We start from the raw sequence: 22,748 nt of genomic DNA, 5'->3' as shown, positions 1-22,748 counted from the left end.
AACCGGGGCGAGGACCCCGAGAGAGGTGCCGTCATGCGCTGCGCACGCGCGCCCTGGTCCAGCGACGCCGGTCGCCGTTCCGAGGAGCGACCCGCATGATCCTGCTGCTGTCCACATCGGACACCGACCTGCTCAGCGCCCGCGCCGCCGGTGCCGGGTTCCGGCTCGGCAACCCGGCCCGGCTCGGCGTGGACGACCTGCCGCCGCTGCTGGAGGACGTCGACCTCGTCGTGGTGCGGCTGCTCGGCGGCCGCCGGGCTTGGGAAGAGGGCTTGGACGCGCTGCTGGCCGGACCGCGGCCGGTGGTCGTGCTCGGCGGTGAGCAGGCTCCGGACGCCGAGCTGATGGAGTGCTCGACCGTCCCGGCGGGCGTGTGCGCCGAAGCGCACCGCTACCTCGCGCACGGCGGCCCGGACAACCTCGCCCAGCTGCAGCGATTCCTCTCCGACACGATCCTGCTCACCGGTCACGGCTTCGAGCCGCCCGCGGAGACCCCCACCTGGGGCGTGCTGGAGCGCACGCCGCGGCGCACCGAAGGCCCGACCGTGGCGGTGCTCTACTACCGCGCGCACCACATGGCGGGCAACACCGCCTTCGCGCACGCGCTGTGCGATGCGATCGAGGACGCTGGCGGGCAGGCCCTGCCGCTGTTCTGCGCCTCGCTGCGCACGCCGGACCCGCAGCTGATCGAGCAGTTGGGCAAGGCCGACGCGCTGGTCGTCACCGTGCTGGCCGCGGGTGGCACCAAGCCCGCCACCGCTTCGGCCGGTGGCGACGACGAGGCCTGGGACGTCGGCGCGCTCGCCGAGCTCGACATCCCGATCCTGCAGGGGCTGTGCCTGACCAGCAGCCGCGCCGCGTGGGAGGACAACGACGAAGGCCTGTCCCCGCTGGACATGGCCACGCAGGTGGCGGTGCCGGAGTTCGACGGCAGGCTGATCACCGTGCCGTTCTCGTTCAAGGAGAACGACGCCGAAGGGCTGCCGGTCTACGTCGCCGACCCCGAGCGGGCGGCCCGCGTCGCGGGCATCGCGGTCCGGCACGGCCGGCTCCGGCACGTTCCGCCGCAGGACAAGCGCCTGGCGCTGATGCTGTCGGCCTACCCGACCAAGCACTCCCGGATCGGCAACGCGGTCGGCCTCGACACCCCGGTCAGCGCGGTCCGCCTGCTGCGGGCGCTGCGCGAGCAGGGCTACGACATCGGCCCGGTGGACGGCCCCGACGCGCTGCCCGGTGTCGCCGGGCAGGACGGCGACGCGCTGATCCACGCGCTGATCGCCGCCGGTGGCCAGGACCGCGACTGGCTGTCCGAGGAGCAGCTGAGCGGCAACCCGGTCCGCATCCCGGCCCGCCGGTACGCGGAGTGGTTCGCGACGCTGCCCGACGACCTGCGCGGCTCGATCGAGGAGCACTGGGGAGCACCACCCGGCGAGCTGTTCGTGGACCGCTCGCAGGACCCGGACGGCGAGATCGTGCTCGCCGCGATCCGCGCGGGCAACGTCGTGCTGATGGTGCAGCCGCCGCGCGGTTTCGGCGAGAACCCGATCGCGATCTACCACGACCCGGACCTGCCGCCGAGCCACCACTACCTGGCGGCCTACCGGTGGCTGATCGACGAGTTCGGCGCGCACGCCATGGTGCACCTGGGCAAGCACGGCAACCTCGAATGGCTCCCGGGCAAGACCGCGGGCATGTCCGCCTCCTGCGCCCCGGACGCGGCGCTGGCCGACCTGCCGCTGATCTACCCGTTCCTGGTCAACGACCCCGGCGAGGGCACGCAGGCCAAGCGCCGGGTGCACGCCACCCTGGTCGACCACCTGGTGCCGCCGATGGCCCGCGCGGAGAGCTACGGCGACATCGCGCGGCTGGAGCAGCTGCTGGACGAGCACGCCAACATCTCCGCGATGGACCCGGCGAAGCTGCCCGCGATCCGCAGCCAGATCTGGACGCTGATGCAGGCGGCCAAGCTGGACCACGACCTCGGGCTGGACGAGCGGCCGCACGACGCGGAGTTCGACGACATGCTGCTGCACGTCGACGGCTGGCTGTGCGAGGTCAAGGACGCCCAGATCCGCGACGGCCTGCACGTGCTCGGCGACGCGCCGACCGGCGAGGCCAGGGTCAACCTGGTGCTCGCGATGCTGCGGGCCCGGCAGATGTGGAGCGGGCAGAGCGCCGCGCTGCCCGGCCTGCGCGAAGCGCTCGGGCTCACCGAGGACGGCAGCGCGGCCCGCGAGCAGGTCGACGACGTCGAGACCCGGGCGCACGCCCTGGTCCAGGGCATGGAGGACCGCGGCTGGGAGGTCGCGGCCGTTCCGGCGGTGTGCCGGGAGGTCCTCGGCGAGGACAGCGACGCCGTCGTGGCGGTGCTGGAGTTCGCCGCGACCGAGGTGGTGCCGCGGCTCGCGGCCACCACCGACGAGATGAGCGCGACGCTGCACGCCCTCGAAGGCGGTTACGTGCCCGCCGGTCCGAGCGGATCGCCGCTGCGCGGGCTGGTCAACGTGCTGCCCACCGGACGCAACTTCTACTCCGTGGACCCGAAGGCGGTGCCCAGCCGCCTGGCGTGGGAAACCGGTTGGGCGATCGCGGAATCCCTGCTCGACCGCTACCGCGCCGACACCGGCGAGTGGCCGCGGTCGGTCGGGCTGTCGGTCTGGGGCACCAGCGCGATGCGCACCTCCGGTGACGACATCGCCGAGGTGCTGGCGCTGCTGGGCGTCCGGCCGACCTGGGACGAGGCCTCGCGGCGCGTCAACGGGCTGGAGGTGATCCCGCTCGACGAGCTGGCCCGCCCGCGCATCGACGTCACGGTCCGCATCAGCGGCTTCTTCCGGGACGCCTTCCCGCACGTGGTCGCCCTGCTCGACGACGCCGTGCGGCTGGTCGCGGCCCTCGACGAGCCGGACGAGCAGAACTTCGTGCGCGCGCACGCGCGGGCCGATCTCGCCGAGCACGGCGACGAACGCCGCGCCACCATGCGGATCTTCGGCTCCAAGCCGGGCGCGTACGGCGCCGGTATCCTGCCGCTCATCGACAGCCGGAACTGGCGCGACGACGCCGACCTGGCCGAGGTGTATGCGGTGTGGGGCGGTTTCGCCTACGGCCGCGAACTCGACGGCGCACCGGCCCGCGCGGACATGGAGAGCGCCTACAAGCGGATCTCGGTGGCGGCGAAGAACACCGACACCCGCGAGCACGACATCGCCGACTCCGACGACTACTTCCAGTACCACGGCGGCATGATCGCCACGGTCCGCGCGCTGACCGGCAAGGCCCCGGCGGCCTACATCGGCGACAGCACCCGCCCGGACTCCATCCGCACCCGGTCGCTGACCGAGGAGACCTCGCGGGTGTTCCGGGCCCGCGTGGTCAACCCGCGGTGGCTGGCGGCGATGCGCAGGCACGGCTACAAGGGCGCCTTCGAGCTCGCGGCGACGGTGGACTACCTGTTCGGCTACGACGCGACGACCGGCGTGGTGGCCGACTGGATGTACGAGAAGCTTGCCGAGACCTACGTGCTGGACGAGGAGAACCAGAAGTTCCTCACCGAGTCCAACCCGTGGGCGCTGCACGGCATCACCGAGCGCCTGCTGGAAGCGGCCAACCGCGAGATGTGGCAGGAGCCGGACCCGAACACCCTGCAGGCCCTCCAAGAGGTCTACCTGCAGACCGAGGGCGACCTGGAGGACGGTCCCCAGCGCTGAACCTCGCGCGCTGCACGAAAACCCCAGGGCTCGTGCAGCGCGCTTCTCGGATTCCCTTCCGTGCGCGGAAGTCCGCGCGCGAGGCGGGGGAGGATTTCCGGCTCCGGTCGCTCGTGCGTCACCCGGTGTTCGCATCTCGGAACAACACTCACATCGGCCGTTGCCCGGTGTCACGTTGCTCGGATGCAGGCATGGCGAGTCCTCAGCGGCCACTCACCTCTTCCAAGGAGCCGTAGCCCCATGTCCAACGCCCGCTCGCGGAGCAGCCGTCCTCGACGGCGCCGACTGGTCACCGCGATCTCCGCAGGCCTCGTCCTGGCTTCGGCGCCGCCCGCCGTGGCGGATGGCTCGGCGACCGGCCCCGTCCCGGTGCAGCTGCTGTCCATCACCGACTTCCACGGCTACTTCGGCGACTACACCACGACGGTGCCGGGCGCCCACGCCGGTGATGCGCCCCAGACCGTCGGCGGCGGCGCCTACCTGGCAGCCCACCTGGACCGGCTCCGCGACCAGGCCGCTCTGCCCGAGGCGAACTCGATCCTGTTCTCGGCCGGCGACGACTTCTCCGGCTGGCCCGGCGAGACCGCGCACTTCTGGAACGAGCCGACGATCGAGTACCTCAACCACATCGGCCTGCGGTTCTCGACGATCGGCAACCACGAGCTGGACCGCGACCTCGACTACCTGCGCCACATGGTCGACGGCACGTGCGAGGGCCGCCCCGACGGCGACCTCTGCTTCACCGACTCCACCGGCGAGAAGTTCACCGGAGCCGACTTCGACTACTACTCCGCGAACGTCGTCGACGGCGCCACCGGCGAGCTGATCGCGAAGCCGTACCACGTCGAGCAGGTCGACGACGGGCGCGGCGGAACGCTGCCCGTGGGCTTCATCCACGCGACCACGAGCGGCACTCCCGACGAGGGGCTCTCGTACTGGCCGTCCGACCAGCTGCGCTTCGAGCCGGAAGTCGCGGCGATCAACCGGTACGCCGCCGAGCTGCAGTCCCAAGGCGTGCAGGCCGTCGTCGCCACCGTCCACGAGGGGTTCTCGCAGGCCGGCGACTTCTACAACGACTGCACGAACCCCTCCGGGCCGATGATCGAGATGAACGAGCAGATCTCGCCCGCCGTGGACGCCATCATCACCGGGCACTGGCACGCCCTCGGCAACTGCATGCTGCCCGACCCGGCGGGCAACCCCCGCCCGGTCGTCGAGGCCGCCAACCACGGCCGCCTCATCAGCGAGATCAACCTGCAGCTGGACCCTGAGACCGGTGACGTCCTGCGCGACCGGACCACCTCCACCAACCACGCCAACACCCGCACCGTGACCCCGGACCCCGAGGTCCTCCGGATGGCCCGGTACTGGCGCGACCGCTTGGAACAGCGCCAGAACGAACCCGTCACCGACATCGCCGGTGACCTCACCCGCACGTCCGCCGACGCGGAGGAGTCGAGCCTCGGCAACGCCACCGCCGACGCGTTCCGGTGGGCAGCGCAGCAGGACGGCGGCGCCGACGTCGGGATCGTGATGCCGAACACGCTGCTGCGCGACGTCAACCACGCCCCGACCGCCGGCAACCCCGCCGACGCTCCCGGCCGGGTGCTGTTCGGAGAGCTGATGTTCGGTGTGATCCACGAGCGCGGCGGCTTCGGGGCAGCGCTGACGAGCGGTGAGCTGTCCGGCCGCGACCTCGCCCAGCTGCTGGAGAGCCAGTGGCAGCGGGCCGACGACGGCTCCACCACCTTCCAGCCGCTGGCGGTCTCGAGCAACGTCGAGTACCGCTACGACCCCGCGGCACCTGTCGGCGAGCGCATCGCCTTCGGGCAGGTCCGCATCAACGGCAAGCCGCTCAAGCCCAACGCCACCTACCGAGTCGCGACGCTGTCCAAGGACTTCGTGCCCCAGCGTGCTGTCCCGGGGTTCACCGCCCTGTTCAACGCCCGCGACCAGCATCGGACGGCTTACTCCGGCCCCGACGCGCTGGCCGGATACCTGCGCGCGCAGGCGCCGCTCGCGCCTCCGGCGCTCGACCGGGTCCAGGCGAAGCCGTAGCTCGCTCGCGCCGCGCGGGCATCCAGCGCCCGCGCGGCGCGGAAGGGAACTACCGGCGCGATTCGGGTGCCAGGTCGGCGACCGGGCCGATGACGATGGTCGCCGGCGGCTTGATGCCTGCTTCGCGGATCGCCTCCGCGACCTCGCCCAGCGTCGTGCGGAGCGTCTTCTGGTTGCGCGTGGTGCCTTCCTGGACCACCGCGACCGCGGTCTTGGGATCGCGGCCGTGCTCGGTCAGGACCGCCGCGAACTCCGCGATCCGCTTGACGCCCATCATCAGCACGATGGTTCCGCGCAACCGCCCCAGCGCGGGCCAGTCCACGAGCGACTGCTCGTCGTGCGGGCCGACGTGACCGGACACCACCACGACCTCGTGCGCGACACCGCGGTGCGTCACCGGCACGTCGGCCGCCGACGGGGCCGCGAAAGCGCTGGTGATCCCGGGAACCGCGGTCACGGCGACGCCCGCTTCGACGCAGGCCAGCAGCTCCTCGAAACCGCGTCCGAACAGGTACGGGTCGCCGCCCTTGAGCCGCACCACGAACTTGCCCGCCTTGGCGTGCTCGATCAGCAGGGAGTTGATGACGTCCTGGTTCGCCGCGCGCCCGTAGGGGATCTTCGAGGCGTCCACCACCTCCACGTGCGGGCCGAGCTCTTCGAGCAGCTCGCGCGGCGCCAGCCGATCGGTGATCACCACGTCCGCGCGGCCCAGGAGCTGGCGGCCGCGAACGGTGATCAAGTCCGGATCGCCCGGGCCGCCGCCGACCAGCGCCACACCGGCCGCGGGCGGCTCGGAGCTCTCGTCGACCACGCCGGTCCGCAGCGCCTCCACGAGCGCGTCGCGCACCGCGGCCGAGCGCCGGTGCTCCCCACCCGCCAGGACGCCGAGCAGCAGTCCGCCGTGCTGCGCGACCGCCGGGGTGACCGCGGTTCCCCGGGAGGCGTCGTCGGCCCGCACGCAGAAGACGCGGCGCTCCTCGGCCTCCGCCGCGACCGCCGCGTTCACCTCGCTGCCGGTCGCGCACGCCACCGCGTACCAAGCGCCCTCCAGGTCACCGGCGGCGTAGGGACGCCGGTGCCAGGTCAGCTCGCCCGCGGCTGCCATCGCCTCGACCGCCGGCGTCGCCTCCGGCGCGATGACCTCCACCCGCGCACCGGAGTTGATCAGCCGTGGCACCCGGCGCTGCGCGACGGTGCCCGCGCCGACGACCACCACCCGCTTCCCGGTGAGGTCCAGACCTGCGAAGTAGTGGTGCTCAAGGTGCTTGGTCATGCAGCCCGCCTCTCCCCTGCCCGCCTCTCCCTGTTCCGCCTCTCCGCGATTTTCAGTGGTGGTTGCGTCCGGGATCGAACTCGCGTGTCGCGGTTTCTTGTGGCTGGGTTGCATCACGGTCCCCTGAGGTGCGGTTGTGCAGGACTCCGGTTGACACAAGGAGTGTCATGTCCGTTGTCCATGTCGTGCTTCGCCCCGGCGCGTCGGCCTGGCACTCGAAGTGTGTGGTCGGCCACCTCGTCGTGGCTCACGATCACCGGCCTGACCGCACGGCGCCACCAGCACGGCCCGTGGCCGCCGGTCACCCGCAGTGCGGCGTCCGCCAGAGCGCGGTTGGCGACAATCCTGCCATGAATGCGGCCGGAATCAGATAGCCGAACACCGCCTGCGGCGCTCAACACGTCACCCGGCACACCGGGCGCACCCACCCCGACCGTCCACCGTGGACGAACCGGGCACCTTTCCGATGCCACCCGGCGAAATCCGGTGACGCCGATCACCTGACGACAGCGGCGCCCGGCCTCCGGAACCGCGGTGCCGACCGGAACCGCGAAGTCCGGACGCGGCGGATCGCGGCTCCATCCGGAACCGTGTCGTCCCCTTCCTCGACGGGTACTCCGGATGGATGAACTTCGGCCTTTCGCAGTGCGGGGAGCACGCGCATGCTGGGGCTACGGCGACCTGAAGGGCCTGCGCCAGCGGGCTGACCGGGACCAGGAGGCGACCATGAACGAGACCCACACCATCACGTTGAACCTGCAGGTAGTGGAGGCCGGCGCGAAGACCACCGCCGACGTCGGCTTCACCACGCCGTCCGGTCAGGCGCTGCACGGCCACGGAACCGCGCGACGCCACCCGGACGACCCGGAGGTACCGCAGATCGGCGACGAGATCGCGATCGCCCGCGCGCTGTTCGAACTGGCGCACAAGCTGCTGGACAACGCGGCGACGGACATCGGCGAACGCTTGCACCGCCGAGTGCACCTCCCCGCCTGACCGCGCGACGGCCCGGCCGCGGACTCCCGGCCGGGCCGCCCGCCGATTTCGCGCGAAACCGCCCGGCTGGTCCCACGCGACCCGCTGGTTTCGCGCGAAACCGCTTCCACGGCTCCGTTTCCGCTGGTGGTGAACCGTGAGCACTTTGGGGCGGTATAGCCCCTCAAAACGCTCACGGGGCAAGCGGAAGCGGAGCGTCAGGTGTGGGCCCTGAGCACCTCTCGGACCGCTTCGGCGGCCTGCCGGGCGACCGGTTCGTCCAGGCCAGGGCGGGCCCGGACGCGCAGCGGGGCCGGTCCGAGGCGCGGCAGGTCCTCGCGCACCACCAGGCCCTCCAGCCGCGGCTTCACCGAGGGCAGCAGCGCCACCCCGAGCCCCGATCGCACCGCCGCGAGCACTCCGGCCAGGTCGGCCGCCTCGCACACCAGGTCCGGATGCCTGCCGAGCCCGGTCACCGCTCCGACCGCGAGCCGCCGCGTCACGCACGGCTCGTCGAAGACGACCATCGGGAGCGGTTCGTCGGGAGCCGGCGGCTCCCAGTCCGGCGCGGCGAACCACTCCAGCTCGAACTGCCCGGCTTCGCGGTTGCGGCCGCCGTCGAAGTAGTCGATCAGCAGCGCGATGTCGATGCTGCCGCGGTCGACCGCGTCCGCCAGCCGGGCCGTGCGGTCGAGCCGGAACCGCACCTCCCACGACGGGAAGGCCGCGCGGAGCCGGGTGGCCAGTTCCGGGAGCAACCGGTCGGCCGCGTGCTCGGTGGAGCCGAAGACGAGCGTGCGGGGCTCTTCGGCGCCGAGCCTGCGCAGGGCCGAGTCGTGCACTTCGAGGATGCGCCGGGCCTCGGCCAGCAGCAGTTCGCCCGCCGCGGTGAACCGCGCCTGCCGCCCTTCCCGCGTCACCAGCTTCCGGTCCACCACCCGTTCCAGCTTGCGCACGTGCTGGCTGACCGCGGACTGCGTCAGCGACAGCGCGGTGGCGGCGCGGTGGAACCCGCCGCAGTCGGCCACCGCGACCAGGCTCCGCAACGCGACCACGTCCAGCACAGCGCTCATGCCGACACCATAACCGATCAGCAAATGCGATCGATCGCGATCACTTATCATCGTTGGACGCAAGCCCCGGACCAGGGCGAACCTGGGATCATGAAGAGCATCCCGCTGTCGCTGGCAGCGCCGATCGTGTTCATCTGGGCCAGCGGATTCCCCACCGGGAAGCTCGGCGTCGCCGCCGCTCCCCCGTTCCTGCTGACCACCGTGCGCCTGACAGCGGCCGCCGCGCTGCTCGCGGTGATCGCGAAGGTCTCCCGCGCCGCCTGGCCGCGCGGCAGGCGGCTGGGGCACACGGCCGTCTCCGGGTTCCTCACCTACGGTGCGCAGTTCGGCGGCTGCTACGGAGCGATGAGCATCGGCGTCCCGGCTTCGGTGACCGCGCTGGTGATCGCCATGAACCCGGTGCTCACCGCGGCGCTCGCCGCCGTGCTGCTGCGGGAGCGGTTGAGCCGGGCCCGCGTGGCGGGGCTCGTCCTCGGAGTGCTCGCCGTGGTCATCACCCTCGGCGGCCAGGTGCTCGCCGAAGGCACCCCGAACCCGGGAATCCTGCTCGCCCTGATCGGCCTCCTGGGATTCTCCGCGGGCGGGCTCTACCAGCAGCGGTTCTGCGGTCCGATCGACCCGCGAGCGGGTGGGGCGGTGCAGTCGGCGGCAGCGGCTGTCGCCGTCGGCGTGCTCGCGCTCTTCGAGCACGGTCAGGACGTGCACTGGGCGCAGGCGACCGCGGTGCTGGTGTGGCTGGTGCTGGCGGGCTCGGTGCTCGGCACCACCTGCTACCTGCGGGCGGTCGCCGTAGGCGGGGCGAGCCGGGCGAGTTCCCTGTTCAGCGCCGTGCCGCCGGGCGCGGCACTGCTGGCCTGGCCGCTGCTCGGCGAGACCCCGACGCTCCCCGTCCTGCTCGGCATCGCCCTCGGCGCCGCGGCCTGCCTGCTCGGCACCCGCCCGGACCGGAAAGCCCCGGAGCCCGCGGCGCGACCGCGCGCGCTCACGGCTTGAGGTACTCCAGGACGGCCAGGACCCGGCGGTTGGTGTCCTCCGAGGTGGTCAGGTCGAGCTTGCCGAAGATGCTCGCGATGTGCTTGCTCACCGCACCTTCGCTGACCACCAGCTGCTGCGCGATCGCCGCGTTGGACCGGCCTTCGGCCATCAGCGCGAGGACGTCGTTCTCCCGCTCGGTCAGCCGCTGCAGCGGAGTCGTGCGGCGGGCGACCAGCTTCGCGATCACCTCCGGGTCCATCGCGGTGCCGCCGGCGGCGACCCGCCGCACCGCGTCGATGAACTGGTCCGCGTTGAAGACCCGGTCCTTGAGCAGGTAGCCGACGCCACCGGCGCCGTCGGCCAGCAGCTCCCGCGCGTACAGCTGCTCGACGTGCTGGGACAGCACCAGCACCGGCAGGCCGGGGATCTCGCGCCGCGCGGACAACGCGGCCCGCAGGCCCTCGTCGGTCTGGGTCGGCGGCAGCCGGACGTCGACGACCGCCACGTCCGGGCGCTGCTCGACCAGCGCCCGCTCCAGCTCCGGCCCGGTCTCCACCGCGGCCACCACCTCGAAGCCGTGCGCGGTGAGCAGCGTTCTCAGCCCGTCGCGGAGGAGGAAGAGGTCTTCGGCTAGGACAACGCGCACGGGATCTCCATCGTCGCCGCGGTCGGTCCACCGGGCGGGCTGCTCAGCTGCAGGGTTCCGTCGAATGTACCGATGCGGCGCAGGATTCCGGTCAGCCCGCCACCGGATTCCGGCGAGGCACCGCCCCGGCCGTCGTCGGTGACCACCACCCGCAGCACCGGATCGGCGTAGCGCAGCTCGACCCGGATGGACTCCGCCCCGCTGTGCTTGATCGCGTTGGTGATCAATTCGAGCGTCGCGAAGTAAGCGGCGGTCTCGATCGCGGACGGGCACCGGCCCGGCACGTCGGCCTCGACCTCGATCGGCACGACCAGGTCCAGCGCCACCGCGCGGACCGCGTCGACCAGCCCCCGCTCGGTCAGCACCGGCGGCCGGATGCCGCGGACCAGGGCGCGGAGCTCGGCCAGCGCCAGCCCCGAATCCGCCTTGGTCTCGCCCAGCAGCTCCTTGGCGCGCACCGGATCGTGGTCCATCAGCTGCTCGGCGGCCGAGAGCTTCAGCCCGAGCGCGACCAGCCGGGCCTGCGGACCGTCGTGCAGGTCGCGCTCGATGCGCCGCAGCTGGGCGTCCTCGGCCTCGGTCGCGTCGGCGCGGGTCTCGGCGAGCCGACGAACCCGCTGCGCCAGCTCCGCGCTCTCGGTCGGGGCGAGCAGCAGCTTCGTCCAGCGGCCGTGCAGGCGCAGCAGCAGCGGAGCGAGGGCCAGCACACCGGCACCGGACAGCAGGCCCAGCGGCATCCCGAGCAGCGACGTGTCCGCGAGCCACTTCGCCGGTGCCCACACCTGCTCCCACGGCGATCCGAACTCGGCGAAGAGGCGGCCGACCCACACCCAGAACGGGATCCACAACCCCCACAGGAAGACCCAGCCCAGCACGGCGATCGGCGCGAGCAGCAGCGCGGTGACCGGGCCGTCGCCGAGCAGCCACAGCAGGTCCCGCCCGGTGGCCGGATCGGTCATCGCCCGCCGGTAGCGGGCACGGAGCAGCGCCGCGCGCGGCGAGGACTTCAGCTCGCGACCGGCCCGGTAGAGGCCGTCGGCGGTGGGCACCGGTTCGACGAGCGGCTGGTACAGCTCCTCGACCGGGATCCCCGACCACTTCCCGGCGAGCCGCCTGCCGAGCCCGGCCAGCCGCTGCGCGAGCGCGTTGCACCAGGGCCACCACAGGTGCAGCCCGAGCACGTGGGCGAGCATGAACAGGACGACCACCAGCACGCCGCCGAGCAGGTTCAGCACCGCCAGCGGGACGAGCAACGCGAACTGCCAGAGCGCCCGCAGCCCGCCGTTGACCCACAACTGCCATCCGCGCGGCGCGACCTGGCCCAGCCGCGAGCGCGTCCACCGCCCGTAGAGCCGGAGCACCGGCTGCCCGCCGATGACCGCCAGCAGTCCCAGCACCGGGCCGACGACCGTGTTGAGCAGCAGCCAGCTCAGGTCCTGCCCCGTCGCCGGGTCCTCCGACACCCACTCCACCCGCCGCAGGTACCGGGGCACGCGGGGCGTCCGGTAGACCATCCGGTCGTGCCGGTACCAGCCCTCGGCGTCCGGTTGCGGCTCGGACGGCGCCGGGAGGTACGACGACGCGATCGGCGTCTCGCACCAGTCACCGGACAGCCGGCGGGTCAGGTCGATCGCGCCCCGGCACCACGCCACGACCCGTTCGCCCAGGGCCGGAATTCCCAGCATCGACACGAAGGGCGCCAACGTGTAAGCCGTGAACAGCAGCGGCCCGGGCAGCGCCAGCAGCGCGAGCACCAGGCCTCGCCCGGCAGTTCTGATTCGCATGGGTCGATTCTTTTCCGCGGCGACGGTGTTGACCTTGCAGCTGGTTCCCGACCCGGGGTGGAGTTATCTCCACCTCCGGCCGGGAGCCAACCGCATCCCGCCAGTTCCGCAGCGAGCCTAACGTCACCGCCATGCCCTCCCCGAACTCGCGGGAACCGCAGGACCAGGCGGATTTCCGCACCTGCGACCTGCCCCGGCGGGCCGGGGCGCAACTGGCCTGCCTGGCCCGCAGCCCGCTGATAGCGCTCTGCGGTCTGGCCGTGCTCGGTGACTTCGCCGCAGGCACCGCGCTGATCATCGCGGCCATCGCGCTCGCGGCCCGGCCGGGCCCCGACCCGATCGCCCGGTTCACCGCGCACCTGCTGGCAGCGCTCGCGGTGGTGCTCGTCTCCGCAGCGCGCGCGACCACTCCGGCGGAGGCGTCCGCGCTGCTCGTGGCGGGTGCGCTGTCCGCGCTGGCGGTGCTGACGGTCGGTCTGCTGTGCGCGCGCCGCCCGCTGCTCGCCTCGATCCTGTTGCTGCCCGGGCTGATCCCGGGCTTCCACTTCACCGCATCCGGCGCGGCGTTCCAGGCGCTGCACGCCGCTGGCGCGGGTGAGCGGCCTTCGCACCTGCTCGTGCTGATCGGCTACGCCCTGGTGGCGGGCAGATCAGCCGACCGCCTCCTGAATGCGCTTCCACGCGGCGAGCACGTGCCTGCGCTCGGTCTGCGGCGAGCCGACGGCGAACCGCAGCACCGTCCGACCGTCCACTTTGGTGTGCGTCAGGTACAGCTCCCCGGATTCGTTCAGCGATTCCATGAGCCGGTAGGTGCGTTCGCCGGCCTCCTCGGTGGAGAGATCCGGGAACCGCGGCCAGAAGCACACCAGCCCGAGCGGGTGCGGTTCCAGCAGCTCGAACCGCGGGTCCTCGCGCACCCAGCCGGCGAACTCCTGCGCGAGCCCCACCCCGGCGCGGATGTGCTCGCGCAGCCCGGCGGCCCCGTACCAGCGCAGCACTGACCACAGCTTCAGCGCCCGGAAGCGGCGGCCCAGCGGCACCTGCCAGTCGCGGTAGTCGATCACCTCGCCGGAAGCGGTGGCGGGATTGCGCAGGTACTCCGGCAGGATCGACAGCGCTTCGATCATCGGCCCGCGATCGGCCAGCCACAGCAGGCTGCAGTCGAAGTTGGTCAGCAACCACTTGTGCGCGTTGGTGCAGTAGGAATCGGCGAACTCGGCGACGCCGTCGTTGATCCACCGCAGCTCGGGGCACACCGCCGCAACGCCCGCGTAAGCCGCGTCGACGTGCAGCCAGATCCCGCGCGCCCGGCACACCTCGCCGATGGCGCGAACGGGATCGATCGCGGTGGTCGACGTGGTGCCGATGGTCGCGCACACCATGGTGGGCACGGCACCGGCGGCGAGGTCTTCGGCGATCAGGGCGTCCAGGTGCGCAGGATCCATGCCGAGGGTCTCCGGATCGACGGCGACGACCCGGACGTTGTCCGCCCCGATACCGGTCATCCGCGCGGCCCGCTCCAGGGACGAGTGGGTGTGCTCGGAGACGTAGAGGGTGTGCCGCCGCGTGATGCCCCGCCTCGCGACGTCGCCGCCGGACCGCTGGAGGGCGGCCAGGCAGGCCACCAGCACGGCGCTGGACGCGGAGTCCTGGATGACGCCGCCACCGGCCGCATCGGTCCGGAAGTGCTCGGGCAGCCCGAGCAGCTCGGCCATCCAGTCGACCACGACGGTCTCCAGCTCGGTGCAGGCCGGGCTGGTCGCCCACACCATGCCCTGCACGCCCAGACCGCTGGAGAGCAGATCCCCGAGGATCGACGGACCGCTGGCGTTGGCCGGGAAGTAGGCGAAGAAGTTGGGGTGCTGCCAGTGCGTCACCCCGGGCACCAGCAGATCATCGAGGTCCCGCAGCACCGCCTCGAACGATTCGCCCTGCTCAGGAGGATGCGCGGGCAGCTGCGCCCGGACCTCCCCGGGCCGCACCTGCGACCGGACCGGATGCGACTCGACACCGGAGTAGTAATCGGCGACCCAGTCGACGACCTGCTTGCCGAAAGCCCGGAACTCCTCCGGAGACATGTGCCCGCTCACCCCGCCAGCCTGCCACCAAGACCCCCAGCGAGCCAGACCATCGAACGGCGGACCCGACGACCCGGCGCGAGGTGGTGAACCTCCGCGATTTCACTTGAAATCGGCTTACCGCGACACTGGAGGTTTCGTCGAGGACAGTGCCGATTTCAATTGAAATTGCCACACCCCTCAGGCGACCACCCACCGCTTTGAACCTGACCCGACCCCGTCCCCCGCAGCACGGCACCTCGTGACGTTCGAGCGGTATCACCGCTGAATGATTCGGCTGTGATACCGAGGAGACCTGGCCATCAGTGGCGCGGTGGGAACCGGGCTGGGTTCGGGTTCAAAGCGGCGGTGGTCACCCTGAGGGTGTAGCAATTTCAATTGAAATTGGACTTGTCACGTTTTCGACGGATCCAACGGTGGCGAAAATCCAATTTCAATTGAAATCGCGGAGGTTCCCCACCACCCGATCAGTGGTGACGTCTCCCTCGCTTGGCCGCCGCGGGTCAGGGGGTGTCGGTGGCCATCCAGCGGTAGCCGCGTGGGGTGACCATGCGGTGTCCGACCACAGTGGACTGGGAGGAGCCGACGACGACCGTGGTGGACATGTCCACCTCCGCCGGGTCGAACTCGCTGATCGGGGCGCACCACACCCGCTGGCCGGTGCGGGTCGCGCGCTGGACCGCGCCGACCGGGGTCGTCGCCGGGCGGTGCTCGGCCAGGATTTCCAGCGCTCGGGCCAGCTGCTCGGAGCGCGGGTTGTAGAGGCAGACCACCAGGTCGCCCTCGGCCGCCGCACGCACGCGGCGCTCGATGACCGCCCACGGCGTGCGCAGGTCGGACAGGCTGATCAGGGCGTGGTCGTGGCCCAGCGGCGCGCCGAGCAGGGCCGACGCCGCCAGCACCGCGGTCACGCCCGGCACGCCGACGACCTCGATGTCGACGTCCGCCTTCTCCAGGGCCGGGCTCGCCATCGCGTGCACTCCGGCGTCACCGGAACCGATCAGCGCCACCGCGCGGCCCTCGCGGGCCAGCTCGACCGCTTCGACGGCCCGGGCCTCCTCCTCGCCCAGCCCGGTGGCCCGCACTTCGGTGCCCGGGCGCAGCAGGTGCCGCACCTGGTCGACGTACTGGTCCAGGCCCACCACGACCGAGGCGCGGCGCAGTTCGACGTCGGCGCGCGGCACTCGCAGGTCGGCCGCTCCGGGGCCGATGCCGATCAGCGCCAGCCGGCCCCTGGGGCGGATCCGGGCCGCGGCCACCGTCACGCCCTCGCCCTTGATCTTGGCGGCGACCAGCTCGACCGGCGCTCCGAAGCCGAGCTCGGCGGCGGCGTGCAGCGCCGAAGCCTCCGCCACGCTGGGCGTACCGGCCTCCGCCTGCACCGCGGGACTCGGGTTGGGCACCTCGACGGCGGCCAGCACCTCGGCCGGGTAGGTCAGCAGCGACAGCTCGTCGCCGCCGTCCGCGGAGTGCCAGAACCCGAGGTCCTGCACCGCTTCCAGGATGCCGCCCTCCTCGGCCTTGCGGTCGACGCTGGCGATCGCCCGGATCGCGCGCGGGTCCAAGCCGTGCTCGCTGTCCAGGCGCGCGATCGTCTCGGTCACCGCGGTGCGCGAGATGCCGCGCGCGGAGCCGACGCCCACCACCAGGGTGCGCGGGATCAGCCGCAGCGTGTGCTCCTCCACCGCGGTCGGCCGGCGGTCGTCGATCACCACCGTGCACAGCGGCCTCTCGACGTCCGGGGACACGTTCGGCGGCAACGCGGGCAGCGGGAAGCCGTGCGGGTTGACCAGGCGCACCGGCAGCCCGTCGAGCACCGCCGCACCGCAGGTGACCAGGTCACCGTCCACAGTGGCGTCGAGCTGTTCGACCAGCTCGTCCAGCGGCGTGGTGCCCGCACCGCCGGTGGCCGAGGTGACCACCGGCTGGCAGTCGAGGACGTCGGCGACCTGCTCGGCGAGCACGTCGGCGCCGCCGGCCAGCGCGATCGCGAAGCGCCGCTCGTCGTCGACGCAGACCACGCCGGGATCGGTGCGCTCGTCGCGCAGCAGCGGCGCCACCAGCCGCACCGCCGACCCGCTGGCCAGGAAGAACACCGCCGCGTCGAGGTGGTCCCAGAGCCGCCGCACGGCGGACCCGATCGGCCCGTCGGCGACGACCGCGTCCGGCCCCAGCCGTGCGGCGACCTCGGCGGCGGACCGCCGTCCCGCCGCGGTCACCGCGAACAGACCGATCACTGCTGCTCCCCTGCCTGGCCGACACCGCTCACCCGCATGTTCCCATCCGGCGTGAGCGGCGGTGGCGGTAAGGGCGGCTACTGCTTCTTGCGGCCGGAGATCAGGACCACCGGGTTCGCCGCTTCCAGGCGGGAGGCCCCGTCCGGGAGCTCCGCGAGGCGGGCCGCGGAGAGCTGGACGCCCTCCACCTCGTAGCCCGCCGAGCGCAGCGCGTCGCGAGTCGCGCCGACCCGGTCCAGCGCGGTCAGCGCCACCACGACGCGGGCCGCCCCGGCGTGCGCGCAGGCGGTGACGACATCGCTGCCGCCGGAGCCGACGAAGATCGAGTCCGGCCGGGGCAGGTTCCGCAGCACCTGCGGCGATTCGCCCTCCTCCACCCGGACGTCCACGCCGTGCCCGGCCGCGTTGGTGATCAGCCGCACCGCCTGCGTCTCGTCGGACTCCACCGCGATCACCGCCGCGCCCAGCCGGGCGCACTCCACGGCCACCGAGCCGGAACCCGCACCGACGTCCCACACCAGCGCTCCCGGGCGCGGCGCGAGCTTGGCCAGGGCCACCGCGCGCACCTCGGCGCTGGTGATCATCCCGTCGCGGTGCGAGAACTCGTCCTCGGCCAGCGCCCAGCCGGTGGCCGGCGGCACCGGCTCACCACCCGCGATCCAGCCGCGGTGCGGCACGTCGTCCAGATCGGCCAGCGACAGCACGATGTTCGGTTCGCGCCAGGTGCGCTTGGCCGCCTCCGCCGGGTCCAGCGTGACGATCGACTCGTTCGGCCCGCCCAGGTCCTCGGCGACCACCATGGTGCGCCGCCACCCGGTCAGCCCGGAGCCGATCTGCGCCGGTCCGGCCTTCGGCGCGGCCGTCAGCACCACCACGGCCGGGCGCGCGCGGCAGACGTTGATCGCGCGACCGAGGTCCTGGCCGCCGGCGTTGACCACCACCACGTCGTCCCAGGAGCGGCCGATGCGGGCCATCAGCTGCTGCACGCTGGAGGTCGACGGCAGCACCGTGCACCGGATGCCGCGCTCGCGCAGCGCGCGCACCGCGCCGAAGAAGCCGGGATCACCCGAGGCGAGCACCACGCCGTGCTCGTCACCGGAGAGCGCGGACAGCGCGTTCAACGCCGGTTCCAGCGGGCCCAGCTCCAGCCTGCGCGCGTGCTCGGGCGCGTGCGCGTCCAGGTGCCGCTTGCCCCCGACCACCAGCCGAGCCGACTCCAGCTCCTGCTCAGCGCCCTTGGGCAGGGCGCCGCCGTCGATCCCGATCACCGTGACTGCCACGTCACCCACCTCACCTCGGCAGCCGCGACCGCGCGTTCCACCCCGAACGCGCGACCGGCGGCCGCACACCTCGCTGAACTGCTCCCATACTGCTGCCTCCGGCCACCGGAACCGGTGCGCACACGCCGCGTCCACTTCGGACGAAGCGGTTCGGATCACTCGCCCTGCTCGTCCGGCTTCGCCGCGGGCTTGCGCTTCGCGGCGGGCTTCGCCTTCGCCGCCGCGGACTTCGTCCGCTTGGTCGCGGTGGTCTTCGCCGTCTTGGCCGCGGTCCGCTTGGCCGGGGTGGCCTTCGCGGTGGCCCGGGTCGTCGTGGTGCTCGCCGCGGAGGTCCGCCGCGGCTTCGGCGCGGCCTCGACGGCAACGGGCTGCTCGCTCACCGCGGGTTCGACGGCTTCCGCGGGCTCGGCAACGGCCTCCTCGGCGAACAGCTGCGACTGCGCCGCGTCCACGCGCGGCACCGAGCGGGTCGCCGCGACCCGCGCCGCTCCGCGAGCGCTCTCCTGCCAGTCGCGCACCGCCCACCAGGCCACGTCGGAATCCTTGACCCCGTTGGTGCCGCGCGGCTTCGCCGGGCCGGGCTCGACGCTGCGGCGGCGCGGAACGGTCGGGCGCGGCGCGCGCCGGGCGACCGGCTCCGCGCGCCGGAAGTGGTAGGAGTTCGCGCGGGAACCGGCGAGGCTCTTGCCGACGATGAACAGCGCGTTGCGCCAGAGCTTGCGCTGCTTGACGGTCTTCTCCAGCTCGCCGATGGTGGTGCGCACCAGCAGCTCGTCGGGCCAGCTGACCTTGTAGGCGACCAGCACCGGCGTGTCGTCCGGGTAGCCGCCGGCGCGCAGCTCCTCGACCAGCTGCGCGGTGCGCGAAGCGGAGAGGTAGAGCGCCATGGTGGTGCCGTGCTTGGCGAACTCGCGCACCTCCTCGCCCGCGGGCGTCGGCGTCCGGCCGCCCTCCAGGCGGGTCACCACCAGCGACTGGGCGACCTCGGGCGCGGTCAGCTCGCGGCCGACGGCGGCGGCCGCCGCGGAGAACGCCGCGACACCGGGCACGATCTCGACCTCGACGTTCATCCGGGCGCACGCGTCGTGCTGGTCCTGGACGGCGCTCCACATCGACGGATCGCCGGAGTGCACGCGGACGACCTTGAGCTTGTCCCGCTCGGCGCGGCGGTAGATCTCCAGCGCCTCCTCGCGGGTCAGGCGGGAGGAGTCGATCAGCTCCGCGTCGGCGCGGGCGTGCTCCTGGATGCACTCCGGCGCGACCGCGCTCGCCGACCACACCACCACGTCGGCCTCGGCGATCCGCCGCGCGCCGCGGACCGTGATCAGGTCGGCCGCGCCCGGACCGGCACCGATGAACGAGATCCGGCCAGTCACCATTGCTCTCCTCTTCCGCCTCGGGGTGGAAGTACCAACACAGCGGACGAATGCGGCGCGTCGTCCACTTCGGACAGCGGGCGCGGGCACCCGGCGCTCGGCACGCGGCTCACCGGGCCGCCGCCCGCTTTCGCAGGCCCTGACCGTACCGCGTGGCCACGGCCCCTCCCCCAGCGCGGTCACGTCCCGCGCAGCGCTTGTCACGGCACGTGATACGACCGCACCGAAAGACCTCGAACCGGTGATCAGCAGCCTTGCAGCGACGCGCGGCACGACCTCGTTCGGTAACCGCTCTAGGCCGACCGTGCGTGCTGCCGGCGGCGAGCTCCGGGCGTGGCGAAGCCCACGCTGCCATCCTGATCACGCGCACCGCGCCACGAACCGCTCGACGGAGCCGGGTTGCCCGGCGGGGTGGGTGTGCAAGTAGGAAGCGTGCACGCCGCGGTCGACGAAGCCCTCGCGCTGCGGTCCCTCGCCGCTCCGCCAGAACCACGCGGGTGCTCCGGCGGCGGGCTCCAGGACGGTGCGGTGGAACTCGTGCCCGCTCACCCGCGAACCTTCCGCGAACAGCGCGGAATCGGCAGCGGCCACGGCATCCCGGTAACCGAGCGTCAGACGCGACGACATCCGCGCCCGCGCGTCGAGCACGCCGCACAGCGGATGCCCGTCCAGCTCCCGGGACAGGTACAGCAGTCCCCCGCACTCGGCGTGCACCGGTGCCCCGCCGGCGGCGAACGCGGCGACTTCCCGGCGCAGCGCGGTGTTCGCGGACAGCTCCGCCGCGTGCTGCTCCGGGAACCCGCCCGGCAGCACCAAACCCGCAGCGCCCTCGGGCAGCCGTTCGTCGTTGAGCGGGTCCACGACGGCGATCCGGGCACCGGCGGCTTCGAGCAGCTCGACGTGCTCGGCGTAGGCGAAGGTGAACGCCCGGCCACCGGCCACCGCGACCACCGGCGAACCTTGCGGCGCCACTTCCTCCCGCGGGTTCCAGGTGGGCCCGGGCAGCTCCGGAGCCGACCGCGCAATCTGGGCGATGGCGTCGAGATCCACCGATCTGGCAACGATTTCCGTCATCGCCTCGACCGCCCGCACCGCGTCGGTGCCGTGCTCGACGGCGGTGACGAGTCCGAGGTGCCGGGACGGGACGGCGAGGTCGTCGGCGCGCGGGATGGCTCCGAGCACCGGCAGCCCGGCGGCGTCCGCGGCGTCGCGCAGCACTTCCTCGTGGCGCGGCGAACCGACGCGGTTCAGGATCACGCCCGCCACCCGGACTTCGGGCCGGTAGCCGCGGAAACCGTGCAGCAGCGCGGCGAGGCTGTGGCTCTGCCCCCGCGCGTCGACCACCAGCACGACCGGCGCGTCCAGCAGCTGCGCCACGTGCGCGGTGGATCCGGCCGCCAGCCCGTCGCCGGAACCGATGCGGCCGTCGAACAGCCCCATCACGCCTTCCACCACGGACAGCTCCGCCGCCCCGTGCCGGAACAGCGGCGCGATCCGCTCCTCGCCGACCAGCACCGGATCGAGGTTGCGCCCCGGCCGCCCGGCGGCGATCCGGTGGTATCCGGGATCGATGTAGTCCGGGCCGACCTTGAACGGCGCGACGTCGGTCCCGCGCCGCCGCAGCGCTCCGAGCAGCCCGGTGGCCACGGTCGTCTTCCCCTGCCCGGAGGCCGGTGCCGCGATCACCACCCGGGCGTGGGACGCCTTCGAGCGACTCGCCGCGCCCTCCGCCGGGGACGGTTCGGTCACCACTCGATGCCCTTCTGGCCCTTCTGGCCGTCGTCCATCGGGTGCTTGACCTTGGTCGTCTCCATGACGAGGTCGGCGGCGTCCAGGAGCGCCTGCGGCGCGTAGCGGCCGGTGATCACGACGTGCTGGTGGCCGGGGCGGTCGCGCAGGGTGGCGACCACCTCGTCGACGTCGATCCAGCCCCAGTGCAGCGGATAGGTGAACTCGTCCAGCACGTACATGCCGTGCTGCTGCTCGCCGATCCGGCGCGCGATCTCGCGCCAGCCCTCCAGCGCGGCGGCGGCGTGGTCCTCCTCGCTGCCCTTCTTGCGCGCCCAGGACCAGCCCTCGCCCATCTTGTGCCACTCGACCGGGCCGCCCTCGCCGGTCTGCTCGTGCAGCCGCCCGAGCGCGCGGAACGCGGTTTCCTCGCCGACGCGCCACTTCGCGGACTTGACGAACTGGAACACCCCGATCGACCAGCCCTGGTTCCAGCCGCGCAGCGCGAGCCCGAACGCGGCGGTGGACTTGCCCTTCATCTCACCGGTGTGCACCACGACGAGCGGCCGGTTGCGGCGCTGGCGGGTGGTGAGTCCGTCGTTCGGCACGCTGGAAGGCTGTCCCTGAGGCATACCCAGACCCTAACCAATTCGGTCATGAGCGCCGGTGCACCAGCCCCGGCGACCCGCGGGTGCGTTCCCCCGGAACGCTCGCGAGCCCTCACCGCCGCCGGAACGCGGCCAGCTGTTCGTCCAGGTAGCGGGCCAGCCGCGGTTTGTCGGCCGGGCTGAAGGTGTTCCAGCGCTGGCCGTCGTGGTTCTGGCGGGTGGTGACGCTGTAGCGGCCCTCCTCGGTGTCCCGCCAGCCGACCGCAGGCAGCCGCACCTGCTGACCGCCCGCGTCGACCCCGCTCACCACGAAGTAGCCCACGCTGCGCACCGGCAGCGCCATGATCCGCTCCACCTTGCGCACGTCCCCGCCACCGCGACCGGAAGCGCCGGGCTGCGCGGCGCTGAGCCAGGAATCCGGCTCGGCGTGGGGTTCGGGCTGCGGCTCGCCTGCGACGGAAATGGTGCCGGTCTCGAGCTTGCCCGCGGGCGCCTCCGGCAGCAGCCCGACGCAGATCCGCGCCAGCCCCCGGACGTCGGCGAACTCGACCCGCACGCCCCGCTCGTCCTGGATCGCGACCACTCCGGTCCGGCCGCCCGCGACCACCCGAGCCCGGAAGACGGTGTCCGACCGGCCGTCGTAGGAGGTCACCGCCACCGAGATCTCCGAGCGGTGCAGCAGGTTCAACGCCTGCTCGAGCTCCGGCTCGGCCCGGCCGCGATCGGCGAGGCGGCGCTGCTCCAGGTCGGCCCAGACGCTCTTGCGGAGCCTGCTGCGCTCGTCGAGCGTGGCGCTGAAGTGCGGGATCTCGAACGGCGGCTGCCGCAGGTTCAGCCGCAGGTCCTCGCTGAGGATGTCCACCGCTTCGGCGGACAGAGCGAACGAATTGATCACCATTCCCCCTGGGGGCGCGCGCCGATTCCCGGAAAAACATCGGTTTTCCCGGGAA

Annotated in this window: 15 protein-coding genes; 4 read left to right on the top strand and 11 right to left on the bottom strand. The window is 72.7% G+C overall.

What is annotated here, in order from left to right:
• Positions 1 to 95: 95 nt before the first annotated feature.
• Positions 96 to 3,707: a cobaltochelatase subunit CobN gene (cobN, locus tag ATL45_RS21305; protein ID WP_093146564.1), complete on the top strand. Its 3,612-nt coding sequence runs from the start codon at positions 96 to 98 to the stop codon at positions 3,705 to 3,707.
• Positions 3,708 to 3,947: 240 nt separating this feature from the next.
• On the top strand, positions 3,948 to 5,765 hold the full coding sequence (locus tag ATL45_RS21300) for a bifunctional metallophosphatase/5'-nucleotidase (protein ID WP_093146565.1): 1,818 nt from the start codon (positions 3,948 to 3,950) through the stop codon (positions 5,763 to 5,765).
• 49 nt (positions 5,766 to 5,814) lie between these two features.
• Here the strand turns inward: ATL45_RS21300 and cobA are convergent, their stop codons facing one another.
• Positions 5,815 to 7,038 (bottom strand): uroporphyrinogen-III C-methyltransferase, encoded by a 1,224-nt coding sequence (cobA, locus tag ATL45_RS21295; protein ID WP_093146566.1) that lies wholly within the window; start codon positions 7,036 to 7,038, stop codon positions 5,815 to 5,817.
• A gap of 726 nt (positions 7,039 to 7,764) precedes the next feature.
• Between cobA and ATL45_RS21290 the strand changes: the two genes are divergently transcribed.
• Entirely contained in the window at positions 7,765 to 8,034 is a 270-nt protein-coding gene (locus tag ATL45_RS21290; protein WP_093146567.1) for a DUF1876 domain-containing protein, read from the top strand.
• Between the two features lie 197 nt (positions 8,035 to 8,231).
• Here ATL45_RS21290 and ATL45_RS21285 read toward each other — a convergent pair whose 3' ends face one another.
• Positions 8,232 to 9,086, bottom strand: coding sequence for a LysR substrate-binding domain-containing protein (locus ATL45_RS21285; RefSeq protein ID WP_093146568.1), 855 nt, complete (start codon positions 9,084 to 9,086; stop codon positions 8,232 to 8,234).
• 90 nt (positions 9,087 to 9,176) lie between these two features.
• On the opposite strand from ATL45_RS21285, the gene ATL45_RS21280 reads away from it, so the two are divergent.
• Positions 9,177 to 10,079 (top strand): DMT family transporter, encoded by a 903-nt coding sequence (locus ATL45_RS21280; RefSeq protein ID WP_093146569.1) that lies wholly within the window; start codon positions 9,177 to 9,179, stop codon positions 10,077 to 10,079.
• Here the strand turns inward: ATL45_RS21280 and ATL45_RS21275 are convergent.
• The 9 genes from ATL45_RS21275 to ATL45_RS21235 form a co-directional block, all read right to left on the bottom strand.
• Positions 10,069 to 10,707 carry a response regulator transcription factor gene (locus ATL45_RS21275; protein ID WP_093146570.1) on the bottom strand — a complete coding sequence of 213 codons (639 nt, stop codon included), beginning with the start codon at positions 10,705 to 10,707 and terminating at the stop codon, positions 10,069 to 10,071. The genes ATL45_RS21280 and ATL45_RS21275 overlap by 11 nt on opposite strands.
• The gene (locus ATL45_RS21270; protein ID WP_093146571.1) at positions 10,692 to 12,491 is read right to left on the bottom strand and encodes a sensor histidine kinase; all 1,800 of its coding nucleotides are present in this window, start codon (positions 12,489 to 12,491) and stop codon (positions 10,692 to 10,694) included. Before ATL45_RS21270 ends, ATL45_RS21275 begins: the two co-directional genes overlap by 16 nt.
• A 650-nt stretch (positions 12,492 to 13,141) precedes the next feature.
• Positions 13,142 to 14,569, bottom strand: coding sequence for a pyridoxal-dependent decarboxylase (locus tag ATL45_RS21265; protein WP_093146572.1), 1,428 nt, complete (start codon positions 14,567 to 14,569; stop codon positions 13,142 to 13,144).
• Positions 14,570 to 15,072: 503 nt separating this feature from the next.
• Positions 15,073 to 16,806, bottom strand: coding sequence for a precorrin-3B C(17)-methyltransferase (gene cobJ / locus ATL45_RS21260; RefSeq protein WP_093146573.1), 1,734 nt, complete (start codon positions 16,804 to 16,806; stop codon positions 15,073 to 15,075).
• A gap of 77 nt (positions 16,807 to 16,883) precedes the next feature.
• On the bottom strand, positions 16,884 to 18,086 hold the full coding sequence (gene cbiE, locus ATL45_RS21255) for a precorrin-6y C5,15-methyltransferase (decarboxylating) subunit CbiE (protein ID WP_093147529.1): 1,203 nt from the start codon (positions 18,084 to 18,086) through the stop codon (positions 16,884 to 16,886).
• A gap of 155 nt (positions 18,087 to 18,241) precedes the next feature.
• Positions 18,242 to 19,465 carry a precorrin-4 C(11)-methyltransferase gene (gene cobM, locus ATL45_RS21250; RefSeq protein ID WP_093146574.1) on the bottom strand — a complete coding sequence of 408 codons (1,224 nt, stop codon included), beginning with the start codon at positions 19,463 to 19,465 and terminating at the stop codon, positions 18,242 to 18,244.
• A gap of 357 nt (positions 19,466 to 19,822) precedes the next feature.
• Positions 19,823 to 21,211, bottom strand: a complete 1,389-nt coding sequence (locus ATL45_RS21245; RefSeq protein ID WP_093147533.1) for a cobyrinic acid a,c-diamide synthase CobB — start codon at positions 21,209 to 21,211, stop codon at positions 19,823 to 19,825.
• Positions 21,208 to 21,822, bottom strand: a complete 615-nt coding sequence (gene cobO, locus ATL45_RS21240; RefSeq protein ID WP_093146575.1) for a cob(I)yrinic acid a,c-diamide adenosyltransferase — start codon at positions 21,820 to 21,822, stop codon at positions 21,208 to 21,210. The genes ATL45_RS21245 and cobO overlap by 4 nt, the downstream gene beginning before the upstream one ends.
• Positions 21,823 to 21,910: 88 nt before the next feature.
• On the bottom strand, positions 21,911 to 22,693 hold the full coding sequence (locus tag ATL45_RS21235) for an ESX secretion-associated protein EspG (RefSeq protein ID WP_093147538.1): 783 nt from the start codon (positions 22,691 to 22,693) through the stop codon (positions 21,911 to 21,913).
• Positions 22,694 to 22,748: the final 55 nt, after the last annotated feature.

It is taken from the genome of Saccharopolyspora antimicrobica, assembly GCF_003635025.1.
Lineage (GTDB): Bacteria > Actinomycetota > Actinomycetes > Mycobacteriales > Pseudonocardiaceae > Saccharopolyspora > Saccharopolyspora antimicrobica.
Note: the sequence above shows the minus strand (reverse complement) of the source record. Positions and strands in the feature narration are given on the sequence as shown.